Here is a 17,969-nt window from a genome sequence, read left to right as displayed (position 1 = left end):
GGTTTACCCGCGAAAAAGACACCGCGCTGCCTGGCACGGGCTACGCCCGTGCTCGCGGGACAAGCCCGCTCCCACAGGGATTGGCCAGGCCTAGATTCTTGAGCAAGACAGTTGCTCCAACAGGATCACCACAAGCGTCAAAAGCAGTGGTGATCCTGTGGGGGCGGCGGTTCGGCGCTCCGATTTACCCGCGAAAGGGCCGGTCAGGCCGACGCAGCAGCCTGTGCCGGACGCCGTACCTGAGGTTGGCCGACGTTCGCTGCAGCACCTTCCTCGATGGCTTGCTGGATCGCCCGGCGGCGGCGTTCTTCGGCGCGACGGCTGAAGTACCAGACCAGGAAGGTCACCAACGACACCGACAGCAGGATCAGGCTGGCCACGGCGTTGATCTCGGGCTTCACACCCAGACGCACGGCCGAGAACACTTCCATCGGCAAGGTGGTCGAGCCCGGGCCGGACACGAAGCTGGCCAGCACCAGGTCATCCAGCGAGAGGGCGAACGACATCATGCCGCCCGCTGCCAGAGAAGGCGCGATCATCGGGATGGTGATCAGGAAGAACACCTTCCACGGCTTGGCGCCCAGGTCCATCGCCGCTTCCTCGATCGACAGGTCCAGCTCACGCAGGCGAGCCGACACCACCACCGCCACATACGCGGCACAGAAGGTGGTGTGGGCGATCCAGATGGTGACGACGCCACGCTCCTGCGGCCAGCCGATCATCTGCGCCATGGCCACGAACAGCAGCAACAGGGACAGACCGGTGATCACCTCGGGCATGACCAGCGGCGCGGTGACCAGGCCACCGAACAGCGTGCGGCCCTTGAAGCGAGTGACCCGGGTCAGCACGAAGGCCGCCAGGGTGCCCAGCGCCACCGCAGCCACCGCCGTGTAGCAGGCGATCTCCAGCGAGCGCATCACCGAACCCATCAACTGGGTGTTGTCGAGCAGGCCGACGTACCACTTCACCGACCAGCCGCCCCACACCGTCACCAGCTTCGAGGCGTTGAACGAGTAGATCACCAGGATCAGCATCGGCAGGTAGATGAACAGCAAGCCGAGCACCAGCATCAGCTTGGAGAAACTGAAGCGCTTCATGCCCGACCCTCCATCTCTTTGGCCTGGCTGCGGTTGAACAGCAGGATCGGCACGATCAGGATCGCCAGCATCACCACTGCCAGCGCGGATGCCACCGGCCAGTCACGGTTGTTGAAGAATTCCTGCCACAGCACTTTACCGATCATCAGGGTTTCCGGACCGCCGAGCAGTTCAGGGATCACGAACTCGCCCACCACCGGGATGAACACCAGCATGCAACCGGCGATGATGCCGTTCTTCGACAGCGGCACGGTGATCTTCCAGAAGCTGTTGAAGGTGCTCGAGCCCAGGTCGCTCGCAGCTTCCAGCAGGCTCTGGTCATGCTTCACCAGGTTCGCGTACAGCGGCAGGATCATGAATGGCAGGTACGAATAGACCACACCGATATACACCGCCAGGTTGGTGTTGAGGATCTGCAGCGGCTGATCGATCAGCCCGGTCCACAGCAGGAAGCTGTTGAGCAACCCGTTGTTGCTGAGGATGCCCATCCAGGCATAGACGCGGATCAGGATCGCGGTCCAGGTCGGCATCATGATCAGCAGCAGCAGGACCGTCTGCATCTCCTTCTCGGCCTTGGAGATGGCATAGGCCATCGGGTAGCCGATCAGCAGGCACAGCAAAGTGCTGAAGAAGGCGACCTTGAGCGAGCCAAGGTAGGCCGAGATGTACAGGTCATCCTCGGTGAGCAGGCCATAGTTGGCCAGGTTCAGCACCAGTTGGATCTTGTCCTCGACGTAGGTGTAAATCTCCGTGTACGGCGGGATCGCCACGTCGGCTTCGGCGAAGCTGATCTTCAGTACGATGAAGAACGGCAGCATGAAGAACAGGAACAGCCAGATGAACGGCACGCCGATCACCAGATGGCGTCCCTCGGGGATGATGCGCTGGAGGGCTCGTTTGAGCTTTCGCGGTTTCATGAGCGCAGTACCACGCCGCTGTCGTCTTCCCACCACACGTAGACTTCATCGCCCCAGGTCGGGCGGGCGCCCTGGCGTTCGGCGTTGGCGACGAACGACTGGACGATCTTGCCGCTCGGCAGCTCGACGTAGAACACCGAGTGACCGCCCAGGTAGGCGATGTCGTGGACCTTGCCGCGGGACCAGTTGTGCTCGAAATCGGGCTGCGTCGTCGTCACCAGCAGCTTCTCTGGACGCAACGCATAAGTGATGTGCTTGTCTTCGACCGAGGTGGTGACACCGTGGCCGACGTAGATCTTGCGCTCGAGCTCCGGCGAGGCGATCAGCGCGTGGCCTTCGGCGTCGTCGATCACTTCACCTTCGAACAGGTTGACGTTGCCGATGAACTCGCACACCAGGCGACTGGTTGGCGTCTCGTAGATATCCACAGGCGAGCCGATCTGGGCGATCCAGCCCAGGTGCATGATGGCGATGCGCTGGGCCATGGTCATGGCCTCTTCCTGGTCGTGGGTCACCATCACGCATGTCACACCGACCCGCTCGATGATCTCGACCAGCTCCAGCTGCATCTGCGAACGCAGTTTCTTGTCCAGCGCGCCCATCGGCTCGTCGAGCAGCAGCAGTTTCGGACGCTTGGCCAGCGAGCGGGCCAGGGCCACGCGCTGACGCTGGCCGCCGGAGAGCTGGTGCGGCTTGCGCTTGGCGTACTGGGTCATGTGCACCAGCTTGAGCATCTCGGCCACGCGGGCTTCGATGTCGGCCTTGGGCATCTTGTCCTGCTGCAGGCCGAAGGCGATGTTCTGCGCCACGGTCATGTGCGGGAACAGCGCATAGGACTGGAACATCATGTTGATCGGCCGCTCGTAGGGCGGCATGTCGGTGATGTCGACACCGTCGAGGAAGATCCGACCTTCGGTCGGGCGCTCGAAGCCTGCAAGCATCCGCAGCAAGGTGGATTTGCCGGAACCGGAGCCGCCCAGCAGGGCGAAGATCTCGCCTTTGCGGATTTCCAGGGACACATCGTCCACGGCGATGGTTTCGTCGAACTTCTTCGTGACCCGGTCGATCTTGACCAGCACCTGCTTGGGCTGCTGGTCACCCTCGAGGGCTTTCTTATAGGCACCGGAGGCAACTGCCATGAGTGAAACTCCCAACAAGATTTTTGTGCCCGAACGGCCTGTGTGCAGGGCCGCGTCGGGTCTGGATTTTTACTTGCCCGACTTGACCTTGGTCCAGCTGCGGGTCATCAGACGTTGCACCTTGGGGGGCAACTCCGCGTTGACGAACATCTTGTCCAGCACTTCCTGCGATGGGTAAACCGCAGCGTCAGTTCTCACAGCCTGGTCCATCAGGTCGCCAGCCTTGGGGTTGGGGTTGGCATAACCGACGTAATCACTGACCTGGGCGATAACCTCAGGTTTCAGCAAATAGTTGATGAAGGCGTGGGCCTCTTTCACGTTCTTGGCGTCCTTGGGAATCGCCAGCACGTCGAACCAGAGGTTGCCGCCTTCCTTGGGAATGGCGTAGGCCAGGTTCACGCCCTTCTTGGCTTCTTCAGCACGGGCCTTGGCCTGGAATACATCGCCGGAGAAGCCTGCCGCGACGCAGATGTCGCCGTTGGCCAGGTCGGTGATGTACTTGGACGAGTGGAAGTAGGTCACGTACGGGCGTACCGCCAGCAGCTTCTTCTCGGCCTTGGCGTAATCCTTTGGATCGGTGCTGTTGGGGTTGAGCCCCATGTAGTTGAGCACCGCCGGGAGCATCTCGTCCGCCGAGTCGAGGAAGGCCACACCGCACTTGGAGAGCTTCTTCATGTTCTCGGGTTCGAACAGCACCGCCCAGGAGTCGATCTTGTCCACGCCCAGCGTGGCCTTGACCTTGTCGACGTTGTAGCCGATGCCGTTGGTGCCCCACAGGTAAGGCACGGCGTACTGGTTGCCCGGATCGTTCTTTTCCAGACGCTTCATCAGCGCCGGGTCCAGGTTGGAATAATTGGGCAGCAGATGCTTGTCGAGCTTCTGGAACGCGCCCGCCTTGATCTGCTTGCCGAGGAAATGGTTGGACGGCACCACTACGTCATAGCCGGTGTTACCGGCCAGCAGCTTGCCTTCCAGGGTTTCGTTGGAGTCGAAGACATCCTGCACGGGCTTGATGCCCGTCTCTTTCTCGAAGTCCGCGAGCGTGGTCGGGCCGACATAGTCGGACCAGTTGTAGAAGTGCACCGTGGGCGCCGCTTGAACGCTGCAGGCCAGCGTCAGACCTGCTCCAGCCATCATGGCCTTGCGCAATACAGAAATAGACAAGTGGTTGGTCCTCACAATCAGAGCCTTCGGTGGCGGCTGGGAGCAGCCGTACACGCAAAACCGGCGCGCAACTTACCTGCGTGGCTGGGATGTCGCAATCGACAATCGAGGTTTATGCCCCCTGGGCCGGAAAACCCCGACCCAGAGAGCCCCGCATCGGGCTTACTTGCCCGACTTGATCTTGGTCCAGCTACGGGTGATCAAACGCTGTGCGGCCGCTTCAGGAGCAGCGATCGCGTACAGCTGTTTCTTCACATCAGCCGGCGGATAGATGCTCGGGTCGCTGGTGATGTCCTTGTCGACGAACTGGGTCGCGGCCTTGTTGCCGTTCGGGAAGCGCACGGCGTTGGTGATCTCGGCCATGACTTCCGGTTGCAGCAGGAAGTTCATGAACTGGTAGGCGGCATCTTTATGCTCGGCATCTTTCGGGATGGCGACCATGTCGTAGAAGGTACCAGCGCCTTCTTTCGGAATGATGTAGTCCAGCTTGACCTTGTCGCCGGCTTCGTGGGCGCGGGCCTTGGACTGCTCCAGGTCGCCCGAGTAGCCGACGGCCACGCAGATGTTGCCGTTGGCCAGGTCGCCGATGTATTTGGAGGAGTGGAAGTAGGTGATCGAAGGACGGATCTTCAGGAACAGGTCCTCGGCCGCCTTCAGGTCTTCCTTGGTGGTGCTGTCGGTCGGCTTGCCCAGGTAATGCAGCGCGGCCGGAAGCATTTCGGTCGGCGCATCGAGGAAGCTCACGCCGCAGCTCTTGAGCTTGGCGATGTTCTCCGGCTTGAACACGGCGTCCCACGAATCGATCTTGTCGACGCCCAGCGCGGCCTTGACCTTGGCCGGGTTGTAGCCGATGCCGATGGAGCCCCACATGTACGGGAAGGCGTACTTGTTGCCTTTGTCGCTGGCGTCGCCAACGGCCTTGAGCAGGTCTTCGTCGAGGTTCTTCCAGTTCGGCAGCTTGGAGCGGTCGAGCTCCTCGTAAACGCCGGCCTTGATCTGCTTGGCCAGGAAGTTATTGGACGGCACGACGATGTCGTAGCCCGACTTGCCTGCCAGCAGCTTGGCTTCCAGGGTTTCGTTGCTGTCGAAGACGTCGTACTTGACCTTGATGCCGGTCTGCTTCTCGAACTTGGCGATGGTGTCCGGAGCGATGTAGTCCGACCAGTTGTAGACGTTCAGCACCTTGTCTTCAGCGTGAACAGCAGTGGCCATGGCACCCATCAGGGCGGCGGCCAGCAACGTCTTGCCCATTTTCTTCATGCGTTATGCTCCAGAATTTTTTTAGTAGCCATCTGTTCAGCTGCCAGGTCCCGTGGTGCAAGCGCTGGACGACTGAAACAACCGCTAGTCTGGCAAGTTACAAGGCGCTGTTTCAAGGAAAGCAGGGCCTTGTAACGACTTAATGTCACATCGCTAGCCTAGCAAACGCCTATCGAATCGCTTCAAGGGTCAGATCCAGGCACTTGCGCGCCTTTTCTACCAGTTCGTCCACTTCTTCGCGGCTTATTACCAGCGGCGGCGCGATGATCATGGTGTCGCCCACTGCGCGCATGATCAGGCCGTTGTCGAAACAGAAGTTGCGGCAAACCATGCCCACGCCCTTGCCTTCGTAACGGCTGCGGGTCGCCTTGTCCTTGACCAGCTCGATTGCGCCGAGCAGGCCCAGGCCGCGTACCTCGCCCACCAGCGGGTGGTCTTGCAGTTCGCGAAGACGTTTTTGCAAGTACGGTGCCACTTCTGTGCGTGCGCGCTCGACGATCTTCTCGTCACGCAGGATGCGCAAGTTTTCCAGCCCTACCGCCGCTGCCACCGGGTGCCCCGAGTAGGTGAAGCCGTGGTTGAAATCGCCACCTTCGCTGAGCACCTTGGCCACCTTGTCACGCACAATCACACCGCCCATGGGGATGTAACCGGAGGTCAGGCCCTTGGCGATGGTCATCAGGTCAGGCTTGAGGTCGTAATAATCGGAGCCGAACCACTCGCCGGTACGGCCAAAGCCGCAGATCACTTCGTCGGCGACGAACAGGATGTCGTAGCGGGCGAGGATCTCCTTGATCTTCGGCCAGTACGTCTCGGGTGGAATGATCACCCCACCGGCGCCCTGGATCGGCTCGGCGATGAAGGCGGCGACGTTGTCTTCACCGACCTCAAGAATCTTCTTCTCCAACTGCTCGGCAGCCCAGATTCCGAACGCCTCCGGGGTCATGTCGCCACCTTCGCCGAACCAGTACGGCTGCGGGATATGCACGATGCCCGGGATCGGCAAACCACCCTGCTCGTGCATGCCGCTCATGCCGCCAAGGCTAGCGCCAGCGACGGTGGAGCCGTGGTAGCCGTTGACCCGGCCGATGAGCGTCTGCTTGTTTGGTTTGCCCTTGAGCGCCCAGTAGTGGCGGACCATGCGCAGCACGGTGTCGTTGCCTTCAGAGCCGGAGCCAGTGAAGAAGACATGGCTCATGCCTTCGGGCGCCACGTCGGTAATGGCCTTGGCCAGCTCCAGTGCTGGCGGATGAGCGGTCTGGAAGAACAGGTTGTAGTACGGCAGCTCGCGCATCTGCTTCTCTGCCGCCTGGACCAGCTCTTCGCGACCATAGCCAACCGCCACGCACCACAGGCCGGCCATGCCATCGAGGATCTTGTGCCCCTCGCTGTCCCACAAATGCACACCCTGGGCCTTGGTGATGATGCGCGGCCCCTTCTCCTTCAGTTGCTTGTAATCGCTGAAGGGTGCCAGGTGGTGCTCGCCGCTCAGGTTTTGCCATTCACGGGTTTGCGGGTTGTTGACGCTCATCTGCTTCTCCACTATCCGATGGCCGCGTTGCGGCGGCCCCAGGGTTGATCACACGGCAAACAGCAGGAACTCACGCTCCCAGGAACTGATGACGCGTTTGAAGTTTTCATGCTCTGCGCGCTTGGTGGCGACGTAGCCGGTAATGAACTTCTTGCCCAGGTACTGCACCAGCGACCGGCTGTTCTCCATACGCTCCAGGGCGTCCTCGATGGTCAGCGGCAGGCGCAGGTTGCGCCGCTCATAGCCACGGCCCTGGACTGGCGCGCTGGCCTCGATGCCCTCGACCATGCCGATGAAGCCGCACAGCAGGCTCGCGGCGATGGCCAGGTAGGGGTTGGCGTCGGCGCCCGGCAGGCGGTTTTCCACGCGGCGGTTCTGCGGGCCGGCATCCGGTACGCGCAGGCCGACGGTACGGTTCTCTTCGCCCCACTCCACGTTCACGGGTGCCGAGGTGTCAGGCAGGAAACGGCGGAACGAGTTGACGTTCGGTGCGAACAGCGGCAATGCCTCGGGAATGAGTTTCTGCAGGCCGCCGATGTGATGCAGGAACAGCGTGCTCATGCTGCCGTCTTCATTGGAGAAGATGTTCTTGCCGGTGGCGATGTCGATCACGCTCTGGTGCAGGTGCATGGCGCTGCCGGGCTCGCCGGTCATGGGCTTGGCCATGAAGGTCGCGGCCACGTTGTGCTTGAGCGCGGCCTCGCGCATGGTGCGCTTGAACACCAGGATCTGGTCGGCAAGGTGCAGCGCGTCGCCGTGACGGAAGTTGATCTCCATCTGCGCCGTGCCGTCTTCGTGGATCAACGTGTCGAGGTCCAGCTGCTGCAGTTCGCACCAGTCATAGACGTCTTCGAACAGCGGGTCGAATTCGTTGGCGGCCTCGATGGAGAACGACTGGCGTCCGGTTTCCGGACGACCAGAGCGACCCACCGGTGGTTGCAGCGGGAAGTCCGGGTCTTCGCTGCGCTTGGTCAGGTAGAACTCCATCTCTGGCGCGACGATCGGCTGCCAACCCTTGTCGGCATAGAGTTTGAGCACCTTCTTGAGGACGTTGCGCGGCGACAGTTCGACCGGATTGCCTTTCTTGTCATAGGTGTCGTGGATCACCTGGGCGGTCGGCTCGATGGCCCAAGGCACCAGGAACACCGCGTCCTGGTCGGGGCGGCAGATCATGTCGATGTCGGCCGGGTCGAGCAGGTCGTAATAGATGTCGTCGTCGACGTAGTCGCCAGTCACAGTTTGCAACAAAACGCTTTCGGGCAGGCGCATGCCCTTTTCGGCGATGAACTTGTTGGTCGGCGAGATCTTGCCACGGGTGATGCCGGTCAGGTCGCTGATCAGGCATTCGACTTCGGTGATCTTGTGCTCTTTCAACCAATCGGTGAGCTGGTCGAGGTTGTTACTCATAAATACCTCAGGAGGTCATTTGACCCAGCCCCAGCGGGGCGGGCGCTACTGACGCCTGGCGTCGGTCAATGTCGGCGCATTCGGCGCGGCAGGGCCTGGCAAGGCCCACGCATTGATTCTGGATGGAGTACGTTGCCAAAGCAAAAACCCATGCGCAGGACGGCAGCCGATCCACGCGCAAAACGCGTGTCGATCTCGAAAGCAAAGGGCAGGAAGTAAGAAAAGCGTGCAGTAAACTGCTACGGGGCGAGGGCTGACTGTGCCGGTCGTCAATTATTGCGGCCAGTCTGTTCCTGGAATGGGCCAGGCGCGCGAGGGCCTTTCGGCAAGCGGTGAAAATACCTGACTGCACAGCGCAGGCGGCGCTTTCAGGTCGCGACTGGCGGACCATGTGACCCTCGTATTATTACTGTTATGGGTTGCGACCGAGCTTAGCCTCGTTCATTTTTTTTCACAACACCTCCGTAAAAAATAAAATACGCCACCATCGCCGTAGCCCTTTCCTACAGATTTAGCGGATAATGGCATGCCCTTATATGCAGCAAATCCGCCGTTGATGTGCCATTTCAGGGCATCAGGAGGTTGGCTTGACATCAGTTTGTCTTTTCGATTGACTGGGTCTGCAAGCCCCCCTTGATTGATATTTTTAACAACAAAGGTGTTGCATCATGTCGGTACCCCCGCGTGCCGTTCAGCTTAACGAAGCGAACGCGTTCCTTAAGGAACATCCTGAGGTTCTCTACGTTGACCTTCTGATTGCAGATATGAATGGTGTGGTTCGTGGCAAGCGTATCGAACGCACGAGCCTTCACAAGGTTTACGAGAAAGGCATCAACCTGCCCGCCTCCCTCTTCGCCCTGGATATCAACGGCTCGACCGTCGAAAGCACGGGCCTTGGCCTGGACATCGGCGACGCCGACCGCATCTGCTATCCGATCCCTGGCACCCTCTCCAACGAACCTTGGCAGAAGCGCCCGACCGCGCAACTGCTGATGACCATGCACGAAATCGAAGGCGAGCCGTTCTTCGCCGACCCGCGTGAAGTGTTGCGCCAGGTGGTGAGCAAGTTCACCGACATGGGCCTGACCATTTGCGCCGCATTCGAGCTGGAGTTCTACCTGATCGACCAGGAGAACGTGAACGGCCGTCCGCAGCCGCCGCGCTCGCCGATCTCGGGCAAGCGTCCACAGTCGACCCAGGTCTACCTGATCGACGACCTGGACGAGTATGCCGACTGCCTGCAGGACATCCTCGAAGGCGCGAAGGAGCAGGGCATCCCGGCCGACGCGATCGTCAAGGAAAGCGCCCCGGCGCAGTTCGAGGTCAACCTGCATCACGTGCCCGATCCGTTGAAGGCCTGTGACTACGCAGTGCTGCTCAAGCGCCTGATCAAGAACATCGCCTACGACCATGAAATGGACACCACCTTCATGGCCAAGCCCTACCCGGGCCAGGCTGGCAATGGCCTGCATGTACACATCTCCGTGCTGGACAAAGATGGCAACAACATCTTCACCAGCGAGGATCCCGAGCAGAACGCCGCGCTTCGTCACGCTGTCGGCGGTGTGCTCGAGACCCTGCCCGCATCGATGGCGTTCCTCTGCCCGAACGTCAACTCGTACCGCCGTTTCGGCGCACAGTTCTACGTACCGAACGCGCCGAGCTGGGGCCTGGACAACCGCACCGTGGCCCTGCGCGTGCCAACCGGCTCGCCGGACGCCGTGCGCATCGAGCACCGCGTGGCCGGTGCCGACGCCAACCCGTACCTGATGATGGCGGCGGTCCTGGCTGGTGTGCACCACGGCCTGACCAACAAGATCGAGCCGGGTGAGCCGATCGAAGGCAATTCCTACGAGCAGTTGGAACAGAGCCTGCCGAACAACCTGCGCGATGCCCTGCGCGAGCTGGACGACAGCGAGATCCTGAACAAGTACATCGATCCGAAGTACATCGACATTTTCGTCGCGTGCAAGGAGAGCGAGCTGGAGGAGTTCGAACACTCGATCTCCGACCTCGAGTACAACTGGTACCTGCATACCGTGTAAACGAAAACGCCGCCCTCAGGGGCGGCGTTTTTCATTGAGGTTCGCGGTGTCTGCTTCGCGGGTAAACCCGCTCCCACAGGCACCCGCTGGTCTCACAGTCGGAGGGGTGCCTGTGGGAGCGGGCTTGTCCCGCGATAGGGCCGGTACTGACCTACAACGACTTCTCGAAAATCTTCGAATTGCGCTGGTAGTTGTACAGCGAAGCCCGCGCCGCCGGCAGCCGTTCCACGCCACTGGGCTGGAACCCGCGCTCGCGGAACCAGTGCGCCGTACGTGTCGTCAGCACGAACAGGGTATTGAGGCCCAACTGCCGCGCACGGGTCTCGATACGCTCGAGCAGGTCATCACCCCGGCCCCCATGCCGGTACTCCGGATTCACCGCCAGACACGCCAGCTCGCCCGCCTCGGACTCGGCAATCGGATACAACGCCGCGCAGGCGATGATCATGCCGTCACGCTCCACCACACTGAACTGCTCGATTTCCCGCTCCAGCACCTCGCGCGAACGGCGCACAAGAATGCCCTGCTCTTCCAGCGGGCTGATCAGCTCGAGCAGGCCGCCGACATCCTCGATGGTCGCCTCACGAACGATCTCGAACTGCTCCTGCGCTACCAGCGTGCCACCGCCGTCGCGGGTGAACAGCTCAGTGAGCAGCGCACCATCCTCGGCGTAGCTGACGATGTGGCTGCGCGCTACCCCACCCTTGCAGGCCTCGGCGGCGGCATCGAGCAGCTCACCCTGATAGTCGCTGCCCAGGCGTTGCAGGTGCGCCGGAACCTGCTGCGGCCGCAGCTCACGCACCAGCTTGCCTTTGTCGTCCAGCAGGCCCGGCTCGGCGCCGAACAACAGCAACTTGTCAGCGCCCAGTTCGATGGCGGCACGGGTGGCGACGTCTTCGCAGGCCAGGTTGAAGATCTCGCCGGTCGGCGAATAGCCCAGTGGCGACAACAGCACGATGGAGCGCTCGTCGAGCAGGCGGCTGATGCCCTTGCGATCGATGCGCCGCACCTCGCCGGTGTGGTGGTAGTCGACCCCCTCCAGCACGCCGATAGGCCGTGCAGTCACCAGGTTGCCGCAGGCCACACGCAGGCGCGAGCCCTGCATGGGCGATGCGGCGATATCCATCGACAGGCGCGCTTCGATGGCCAGGCGCAGGGCGCCGACGGCGTCGATCACGCACTCCAGGGTCGCGGCGTCGGTGATGCGCAGGCCGTGATGGTAATGCGGGGTCAGGCCGCGGGCAGCCAGGCGGCTTTCGATCTGCGGGCGCGAGCCGTGGACCAGTACCAGCCGCACGCCCAGGCTGTGCAGCAGCACCAGGTCGTGGACAATATTGCCGAAGTTGGGGTGATCGACACCATCGCCGGGGAGCATGACCACGAAGGTGCAGTCGCGATGGGCATTGATGTACGGGGAGGCATGACGCAGCCAGTTGACGTATTCGGGCATGACAGGGCCTGTGGATAAGTGAACGAGACGGGTGAAGGCGCACAACGTTCGAAAGTCATCGTCGGAACAGGCTTGCGGTCACGCGCGGTCTCCTCTAGGCAGGAACGAATCAGGTCAGTTGACGTTTAGCTCAGGCAATAGTGCCGGACAAGATCACGCAATAGACGCACGGTAGGCTCGATTCGTGACATTTCAAGGTACTCGCCCGGCTGATGGGCGCAAGCGATGTCGCCGGGGCCGAGCACGATGGTCTGGCAACCCAGCTGTTGAAGATAAGGCGCTTCGGTGCCAAAGGCCACCGCTTCGGCACGATGACCGGTCAGACGCTCGGCCAGTTGCACCAGCTCGGCGTCGGCGGCCTGCTCGAACGGCGGTACCTCGGGGAACAGCGGCGCATAGTCGATGCGCACTTCATGGCGCTCGGCCACAGGTTTGAGCTTTGCCCGTATAGCCGCACGCAGTTGCTCCACGTCCATCCCTGGCAACGGGCGCAGGTCGAACTCCAGGGCGCACTGGCCACAGATGCGATTGGGGTTGTCGCCGCCGTGGATGCAGCCGAAGTTCATCGTCGGGGTGGGCACGGTGAACTGCGGATTGCGGTAGGTCTGCTGCCACTGCTGGCGCAGGCCCATGAGTTCGCCCATCACCGCGTGCATGGCCTCCAGGGCACTGTGGCCCAGGCTTGGATCCGACGAATGGCCGCTGCGCCCGAGAATATCGATGCGGTCCATGAGGATGCCCTTGTGCATGCGGATCGGCTTCAGCCCAGTGGGTTCGCCGATCACCGCCGCCCGGCCCAGCGGCTGTCCCGCTTCGGCCAGGGCGCGAGCGCCCGACATCGAGCTTTCTTCATCGCAGGTGGCGAGGATCAGCAGCGGTTGCTTGAAGTCGTGCTCCAGCAGCGGGATCACCGCCTCGATCACCAAGGCGAAGAAGCCCTTCATGTCGCAACTGCCCAGCCCTACCCAGCGGCCATCCACTTCGGTGAGCTTCAACGGGTCGCTGCTCCACAACTGTGGATCGAACGGCACCGTATCGCTGTGGCCGGCCAGCACCAGGCCGCCCGGGCCGGTACCGCGGCTGGCGAGCAGGTTGAACTTGCCTGGAGTGACCTCCTGGACCTCGCAACGGAAACCCAGATCGCCCAGCCAGTTGGCGAGCAGGTCGATGACCTGGCGGTTGGACTGGTCCAGTGCGGCCTGGGTGCAGCTGACCGAGGGGGCGGCGATCAGGGCGGCGAACTGGTCTTTGAGCGATGGCAACGGCATGCACGAACTCCTCGTAAAGCATGGCGGTCATCATAGCAATGCCGTCCCTTGGCAGGGCAACTCCTGTAGACTCTCCGGCAACCACGCCTTCCTTCGAGCCAGCGATGCACAAAGAAACCGAACTCAAGCTCCGCGCCAGCCGCGAGACCCTTGCCGCCCTGCGCGAGCACCCCTTGCTGAAGAAGCGCAACAAGTCCGGCTGGCAGACCCGCGAACTGCTCAACCAGTACTTCGACACCCCCGACCGCGAGCTCTCTGCAGCCCGCGTCGCCCTGCGCCTGCGCCGCGACGGCGAGGTCATCATCCAGACCCTCAAGTGCCGTGGGCAGAGCGTTGCCGGCCTGTCCGAGCGCAACGAGTACGAGTGGTACCTGGACAAGGTCAAGTTGGACCTGAAGAAACTCGACGCCAGCTGCTGGCCCGAGCAATTGGCCGAGCTGGACAAGAAGACCATCAAGCCATTGTTCACCACCGATTTCACCCGCGAATACGCCGAGATCTCCTGGGGTCGCGGCAAGGCCAAGGTGGTGATCGAAGCCGCGCTCGACCAAGGCTTCGTCATTGCCGGCAAACGCAAGGAAGAAATCTGCGAGCTCGAGCTGGAGCTGCGTGAAGGCGCCCCTGAAGCCCTGCTGGAGCTGGCTGCCGAGCTCTCCGCCACGCTGGCCCTGATGCCCTGCGACATCAGCAAGGCCGAGCGCGGCTACCGCCTGCTCGAGCCAGATAGCTACGAGTTGAGCCTGCCACACACCGAGCTGGACGCCGAAATGGCTGTGGATGACGCCTACGCCGCGCTCGCCTGGCAACTGCTGGGCAGCAGCCAGCGCCTGGCAGAACAGTACCGTCATAACGGCCACTGGCGCCTGCTGCAGGAATGGGTGCAGTGCCTGGCAGAGCTGCGCGCCCTCACCAGCAGCCTGGGCCAGGCCGCGCCACGAGCTACCACCCGTGACCTGCGCGCCCGCCTCGACGCCCTGCTCGAAGACTGGCGCCCGCTGGTACAGGCCGGCAACGAGGACGAAGACATCCGCCGCGCCGCGCCCGAGCAGTTCGCCGAAGAGCTGGAAGACACCCGCTGGGGCCAGTTCTCCCTGGAAACCTCGCGCTGGCTGCTGGCGCGCGCCTGGACCGTGGAGCGCAAGGGCCGCGGCGAGCGCCAGGGCAAGGCCCAACTGGCCAGCTGGCTGCACCACCAACTGGGTGAAGAAGGCCGCGCGCTGAAACTGCCGCTGTACACCCAGCGCCCAGAGGATCTGGGGGAGCAGTTGCCGCGCATCGAGCAGTTGCTGACCTGGCTGCACCACGCCCGCCAGGTGCTGGAAGTGCCGCAACTGGACCGCCTGTACGGCGATCTGAAGAAGCTGCACGAACTGGCCGAGCAGCCGCTGGCCGAAGAGCAGTCGGACGCGCTGTTCGAAGCCCGCATCGAGCAGGCTCGCGCCATCGACCAGAGCCGCGCCTGGAAACACCTGCTCAAGGTGTAATCGCGCGTCGGCTTCTTCGCAGGTAAATCGGGGCACCGACCCGATTTACCTGCGAAGGCCTCACCTCGATAGCGGCAGGCAGGTGGTGGACTTGATCTCCGAGAGCGCCACGATCGAATTCACTTCCTGTATCCCCGGTACGTTCGACAGCTTCTCGAAGAAGAACCGCTCGTAGGCCTCGATGTCCGAGGTGACGATACGCAACAGGAAGTCGACCGCCCCCATCAGCACATAACACTCCAGTACTTCCGGAAAGCCGCGGATCGCCTCGGTGAACTCGGTGAAATTCGAACGCCCATGGGCGTTGAGTTTCACCTCGGCGAATATCTGCGTGTTCAGACCGACTTTCTTGCGGTCCAGCAAGGTGACCTGGGCGCGAATAACCCCTTCATCCTTCAGGCGCTGTATCCGACGCCAGCAAGGCGACTGCGACAGCCCGACACGGTCGGCGATCTGCGCGCTGGACAGCGACGCATCCTCCTGCAGCAGTTCAAGAATGCGCCTGTCGTAGGCATCCAGCTCGCTTTGCATGATTAATTCTCCAGATGCCAAAAATACGACAATTATTATTCGTCCAACTACAAAACAAGGGCAATCATAGCGAAGAAATGCCGGTTTTGACCTGCGAGAATTTCTCCACATCGAAGGAGACGCTCCATGAATGCACTCGAACGGCACACCCCCCAGCCCCGTAGCGACGCCTGGGCCGCCAGCGCCCTGCATGGCGAGGTCCGCTACCGCCTCGACATCGAGGCCGAGCCGGACAGCCTGTGCCGGGTACTCAATCTCTTCGCCCTGCAGTTCCTCACACCGCACAGCGTGCAGGTGTGCCAGCGCGACGGCCTGCTGGAGCTGGAGATCGGTATCGACGGCCTCAGCTGGCACCGCGCCGGGGTGATCGCGCAGAAGATGCGTAACCTGGTGTGTGTCGGCGAGGTCTTTCTGGAAAGCGTGCCGAAACTGTCTGAGGTGGCGGCGGGCTGACGCTGCCCCGCAAGATTCGGAAACGCCTTCCCCAAGGCCCTGCCCCGCTCTGCAGCTAACCTTGCCTGGGCCTTTCAGCAGCCTCGGCAAGGACGCCGCCATGCACAACCCTGACGATCACAGCCTCGACCTCAAACGCCTCCTCGACACGCTGCTCGCCGAACATCGGCTGGCCCCCGCCGATGCCCTGCGTGCACTCGAACACGCCGCCAGCCAGCCCGGCCACCCGCTCGAAGTCCTCGCCAGCCTGGCCCTGAGCGACTGCCTGCGGCCCGGTCATACCCTGGACCTCGACACCCTGTGCCAATGGCTGGCAGAAAGGGTCGGCCAACCCTTTCTGCGCCTGGACCCGTTGCAGGTCGATCTGGCTCGCGTCGCCGGCCTGATCTCGCCCGCTTTCGCCCAGCGCCACGGCATCCTCGCCGTGGCGCTGGATGCGACCGGCATTACTGTCGCCAGCGCACAGCCCTACCAACGCGAGTGGGAAGCCGACCTGAACCGCAGCCTAGGCCAGCCGATTCGCCGGGTGCTGGTCAGCCCTGTGCAACTGCGCCAGCTCGGCGACACGTTCCAGCGCCTGTCGCGATCCGTGCAGGGCGCCCACCAGCAGCAGCGCGCAAGCCTGGGCGAACTTGAGCAGCTCCTGGAGCTCGGTGGGCGCAGCACCGCCATCAGCGCCGATGATGCGCACATCGTGCATATCGTCGATTGGCTGCTGCAGTACGCCATCGAGCAGCGTGCCAGCGATATCCATCTCGAACCACACCACGACGAGGGTCGCTTGCGCTACCGCATCGACGGCCTGCTGCATACGGTCTACCAGTTTCCCGCCGGCGTGGTCCTGGCGCTGGTCAGCCGCCTCAAGCACCTCGGGCGAATGGATGTCGCCGAGAAGCGCCGCCCACAGGACGGACGCCTGAAAAGCCGCCTGCCCGGCAGCGCGCAAGTCGAGTTGCGCCTGTCGACCCTGCCGACACCGTTCGGCGAAAAACTGGTGTTGCGCCTCTTCGATCCCGAACAACTGCACGAAGACCTGGAGCGCCTGGGGCTCGAAGGTGCCTTGCTGGAGCAGTGGCAGGCGCTGTTGGCAAAGCGCCAGGGCATCATCCTGCTCACCGGCCCCACCGGCTCGGGCAAGACCAGCACGCTCTACGCCAGCCTGAAGCACCTGGCCACGCCAGAGGTCAACCTGTGCACCATCGAAGATCCGATCGAGCGCCTGGAGCCCGGCTTCAATCAGTTGCAGGTCCAGCCCGGCCTCGACCTCGGCTTTGCCAACGGCGTGCGCGCGCTGCTGCGCCAGGACCCGGACATCATCATGATCGGCGAGATACGCGACCGCGAAACCGCCCAGGTGGCGGTCCAGGCGGCGTTGACCGGACACCTGGTGCTATCGACCCTGCACACCAACGACGCTTGCAGCGCCATTACTCGCCTGCAGGAGCTGGGTGTGCCGATTACCTGATAAAGGCCACGTTGATCGGCGTGATGGCCCAGCGTCTGGCACGCACCTTCTGCAGCGCCTGCAAGGGACGTCCCGGCACTCGTGAAACGGCATGTCGCCAGTGTCGCGGTACTGGTTACCAAGGGCGCACGGGGCTTTTCGAACTGCTCGTGCTGGACAACGCCCTGCGAACTCGGATCGGCCCGGACAGCGACCTTGCCAGCCTGCGCCAGCAGGCTCTGGCGCAGGGCATGCGCGACCTGCGCCGCTGCGGTGAAGAGAGGGTGGCTTGGGGCGTGACCAGCCTCGCGGAAGTCCTTCGGGTATGTGCCTGAGCGCCCGGCATACGCAGCGTGCAAAGGAACTTGCGGCCCGCGCGGCGATCCAAACTCGCATCCCCCGCCCTCATCGTTCGAGGTAATTCACATGCGTTTCAAAACCGCCATTGCGGCTGCTGCCCTGCTGTCCCTGCCGATCGGCTCCGCCATGGCCGACGGCTTCTGGCGCAACGTCATTTCGTCCGGTGCGACCACCGGTTCGACCTACCTGACGTTCAAGGACCACAAACTGGTCGCGGCCGCCCAGGACGATGCCGGCAGCTTCGTGGCAAGCGAAGGTTCGATCCGCGGCCCGTACCTGGAAGCGGCGATGCGTCAGGTGCGTGCCGACAACCCTGGCGTCCAGGCCAGCGACATGGAACTGGCCAACGCGATCCTGGCCCGTAACCTCACCGCTCAGTAACCTGCATTCGACGCCCGCTGCGGGAGCGGGCTGCGCGA

Annotated in this window: 14 protein-coding genes and 1 pseudogene; 5 read left to right on the top strand and 10 right to left on the bottom strand. The window is 62.5% G+C overall.

Annotated elements, in window-relative coordinates:
* Positions 1-203: 203 nt before the first annotated feature.
* The 7 genes from IAE40_RS23805 to IAE40_RS23775 form a co-directional block, all read right to left on the bottom strand.
* Positions 204-1,097 (bottom strand): ABC transporter permease subunit, encoded by an 894-nt coding sequence (locus IAE40_RS23805; RefSeq protein ID WP_065862352.1) that lies wholly within the window; start codon positions 1,095-1,097, stop codon positions 204-206.
* Complete coding sequence (locus IAE40_RS23800) at positions 1,094-1,975, bottom strand: ABC transporter permease subunit (protein WP_172964842.1); 882 nt, start codon at positions 1,973-1,975, stop codon at positions 1,094-1,096. The genes IAE40_RS23805 and IAE40_RS23800 overlap by 4 nt, the downstream gene beginning before the upstream one ends.
* A gap of 35 nt (positions 1,976-2,010) precedes the next feature.
* Positions 2,011-3,153 (bottom strand): ABC transporter ATP-binding protein, encoded by a 1,143-nt coding sequence (locus IAE40_RS23795; protein ID WP_054894983.1) that lies wholly within the window; start codon positions 3,151-3,153, stop codon positions 2,011-2,013.
* Positions 3,154-3,222: 69 nt separating this feature from the next.
* Entirely contained in the window at positions 3,223-4,317 is a 1,095-nt protein-coding gene (locus IAE40_RS23790) for a polyamine ABC transporter substrate-binding protein (RefSeq protein WP_054925889.1), read from the bottom strand.
* A 162-nt stretch (positions 4,318-4,479) separates the two neighbouring features.
* Complete coding sequence (locus tag IAE40_RS23785; RefSeq protein ID WP_063541740.1) at positions 4,480-5,577, bottom strand: polyamine ABC transporter substrate-binding protein; 1,098 nt, start codon at positions 5,575-5,577, stop codon at positions 4,480-4,482.
* Positions 5,578-5,746: 169 nt separating this feature from the next.
* Positions 5,747-7,108: an aspartate aminotransferase family protein gene (locus IAE40_RS23780; RefSeq protein ID WP_197890527.1), complete on the bottom strand. Its 1,362-nt coding sequence runs from the start codon at positions 7,106-7,108 to the stop codon at positions 5,747-5,749.
* A gap of 48 nt (positions 7,109-7,156) precedes the next feature.
* Positions 7,157-8,515 (bottom strand): glutamine synthetase family protein, encoded by a 1,359-nt coding sequence (locus IAE40_RS23775; protein ID WP_054894987.1) that lies wholly within the window; start codon positions 8,513-8,515, stop codon positions 7,157-7,159.
* A gap of 668 nt (positions 8,516-9,183) precedes the next feature.
* Here IAE40_RS23775 and IAE40_RS23770 point away from each other — a divergent pair.
* A complete protein-coding gene (locus tag IAE40_RS23770; protein WP_054894988.1) occupies positions 9,184-10,560 on the top strand; it encodes a glutamine synthetase family protein in 1,377 nt (458 codons plus the stop codon).
* A 151-nt stretch (positions 10,561-10,711) separates the two neighbouring features.
* On the opposite strand, the gene argA is transcribed toward IAE40_RS23770, so the two are convergent.
* Both argA and argE read right to left on the bottom strand, forming a co-directional pair.
* Positions 10,712-12,010, bottom strand: a complete 1,299-nt coding sequence (gene argA / locus IAE40_RS23765) for an amino-acid N-acetyltransferase (RefSeq protein ID WP_063541744.1) — start codon at positions 12,008-12,010, stop codon at positions 10,712-10,714.
* A 125-nt stretch (positions 12,011-12,135) separates the two neighbouring features.
* On the bottom strand, positions 12,136-13,278 hold the full coding sequence (gene argE / locus IAE40_RS23760) for an acetylornithine deacetylase (protein ID WP_065862346.1): 1,143 nt from the start codon (positions 13,276-13,278) through the stop codon (positions 12,136-12,138).
* Between the two features lie 104 nt (positions 13,279-13,382).
* Between argE and IAE40_RS23755 the strand changes: the two genes are divergently transcribed.
* Entirely contained in the window at positions 13,383-14,762 is a 1,380-nt protein-coding gene (locus IAE40_RS23755; protein ID WP_063541748.1) for a CYTH domain-containing protein, read from the top strand.
* 60 nt (positions 14,763-14,822) lie between these two features.
* On the opposite strand, the gene IAE40_RS23750 is transcribed toward IAE40_RS23755, so the two are convergent.
* A complete protein-coding gene (locus IAE40_RS23750; RefSeq protein WP_153774819.1) occupies positions 14,823-15,293 on the bottom strand; it encodes an Lrp/AsnC family transcriptional regulator in 471 nt (156 codons plus the stop codon).
* Positions 15,294-15,419: 126 nt separating this feature from the next.
* On the opposite strand from IAE40_RS23750, the gene IAE40_RS23745 reads away from it, so the two are divergent.
* The 3 genes and pseudogenes from IAE40_RS23745 to IAE40_RS23735 all read left to right on the top strand — a co-directional run bounded on the left by IAE40_RS23745 (position 15,420) and on the right by IAE40_RS23735 (position 17,931).
* Positions 15,420-15,746 carry a hypothetical protein gene (locus IAE40_RS23745; RefSeq protein WP_153774818.1) on the top strand — a complete coding sequence of 109 codons (327 nt, stop codon included), beginning with the start codon at positions 15,420-15,422 and terminating at the stop codon, positions 15,744-15,746.
* A 100-nt stretch (positions 15,747-15,846) separates the two neighbouring features.
* Positions 15,847-17,525 (top strand): annotated as a pseudogene (locus IAE40_RS23740) (GspE/PulE family protein).
* A gap of 91 nt (positions 17,526-17,616) precedes the next feature.
* Positions 17,617-17,931, top strand: a complete 315-nt coding sequence (locus tag IAE40_RS23735; protein WP_054894995.1) for a DUF2388 domain-containing protein — start codon at positions 17,617-17,619, stop codon at positions 17,929-17,931.
* The last annotated feature ends 38 nt before the right edge of the window (positions 17,932-17,969 follow it).

This window comes from Pseudomonas sp. S44 (genome assembly GCF_016624805.1).
Lineage (GTDB): Bacteria > Pseudomonadota > Gammaproteobacteria > Pseudomonadales > Pseudomonadaceae > Aquipseudomonas > Aquipseudomonas machongensis.
Note: the sequence above shows the minus strand (reverse complement) of the source record. Positions and strands in the feature narration are given on the sequence as shown.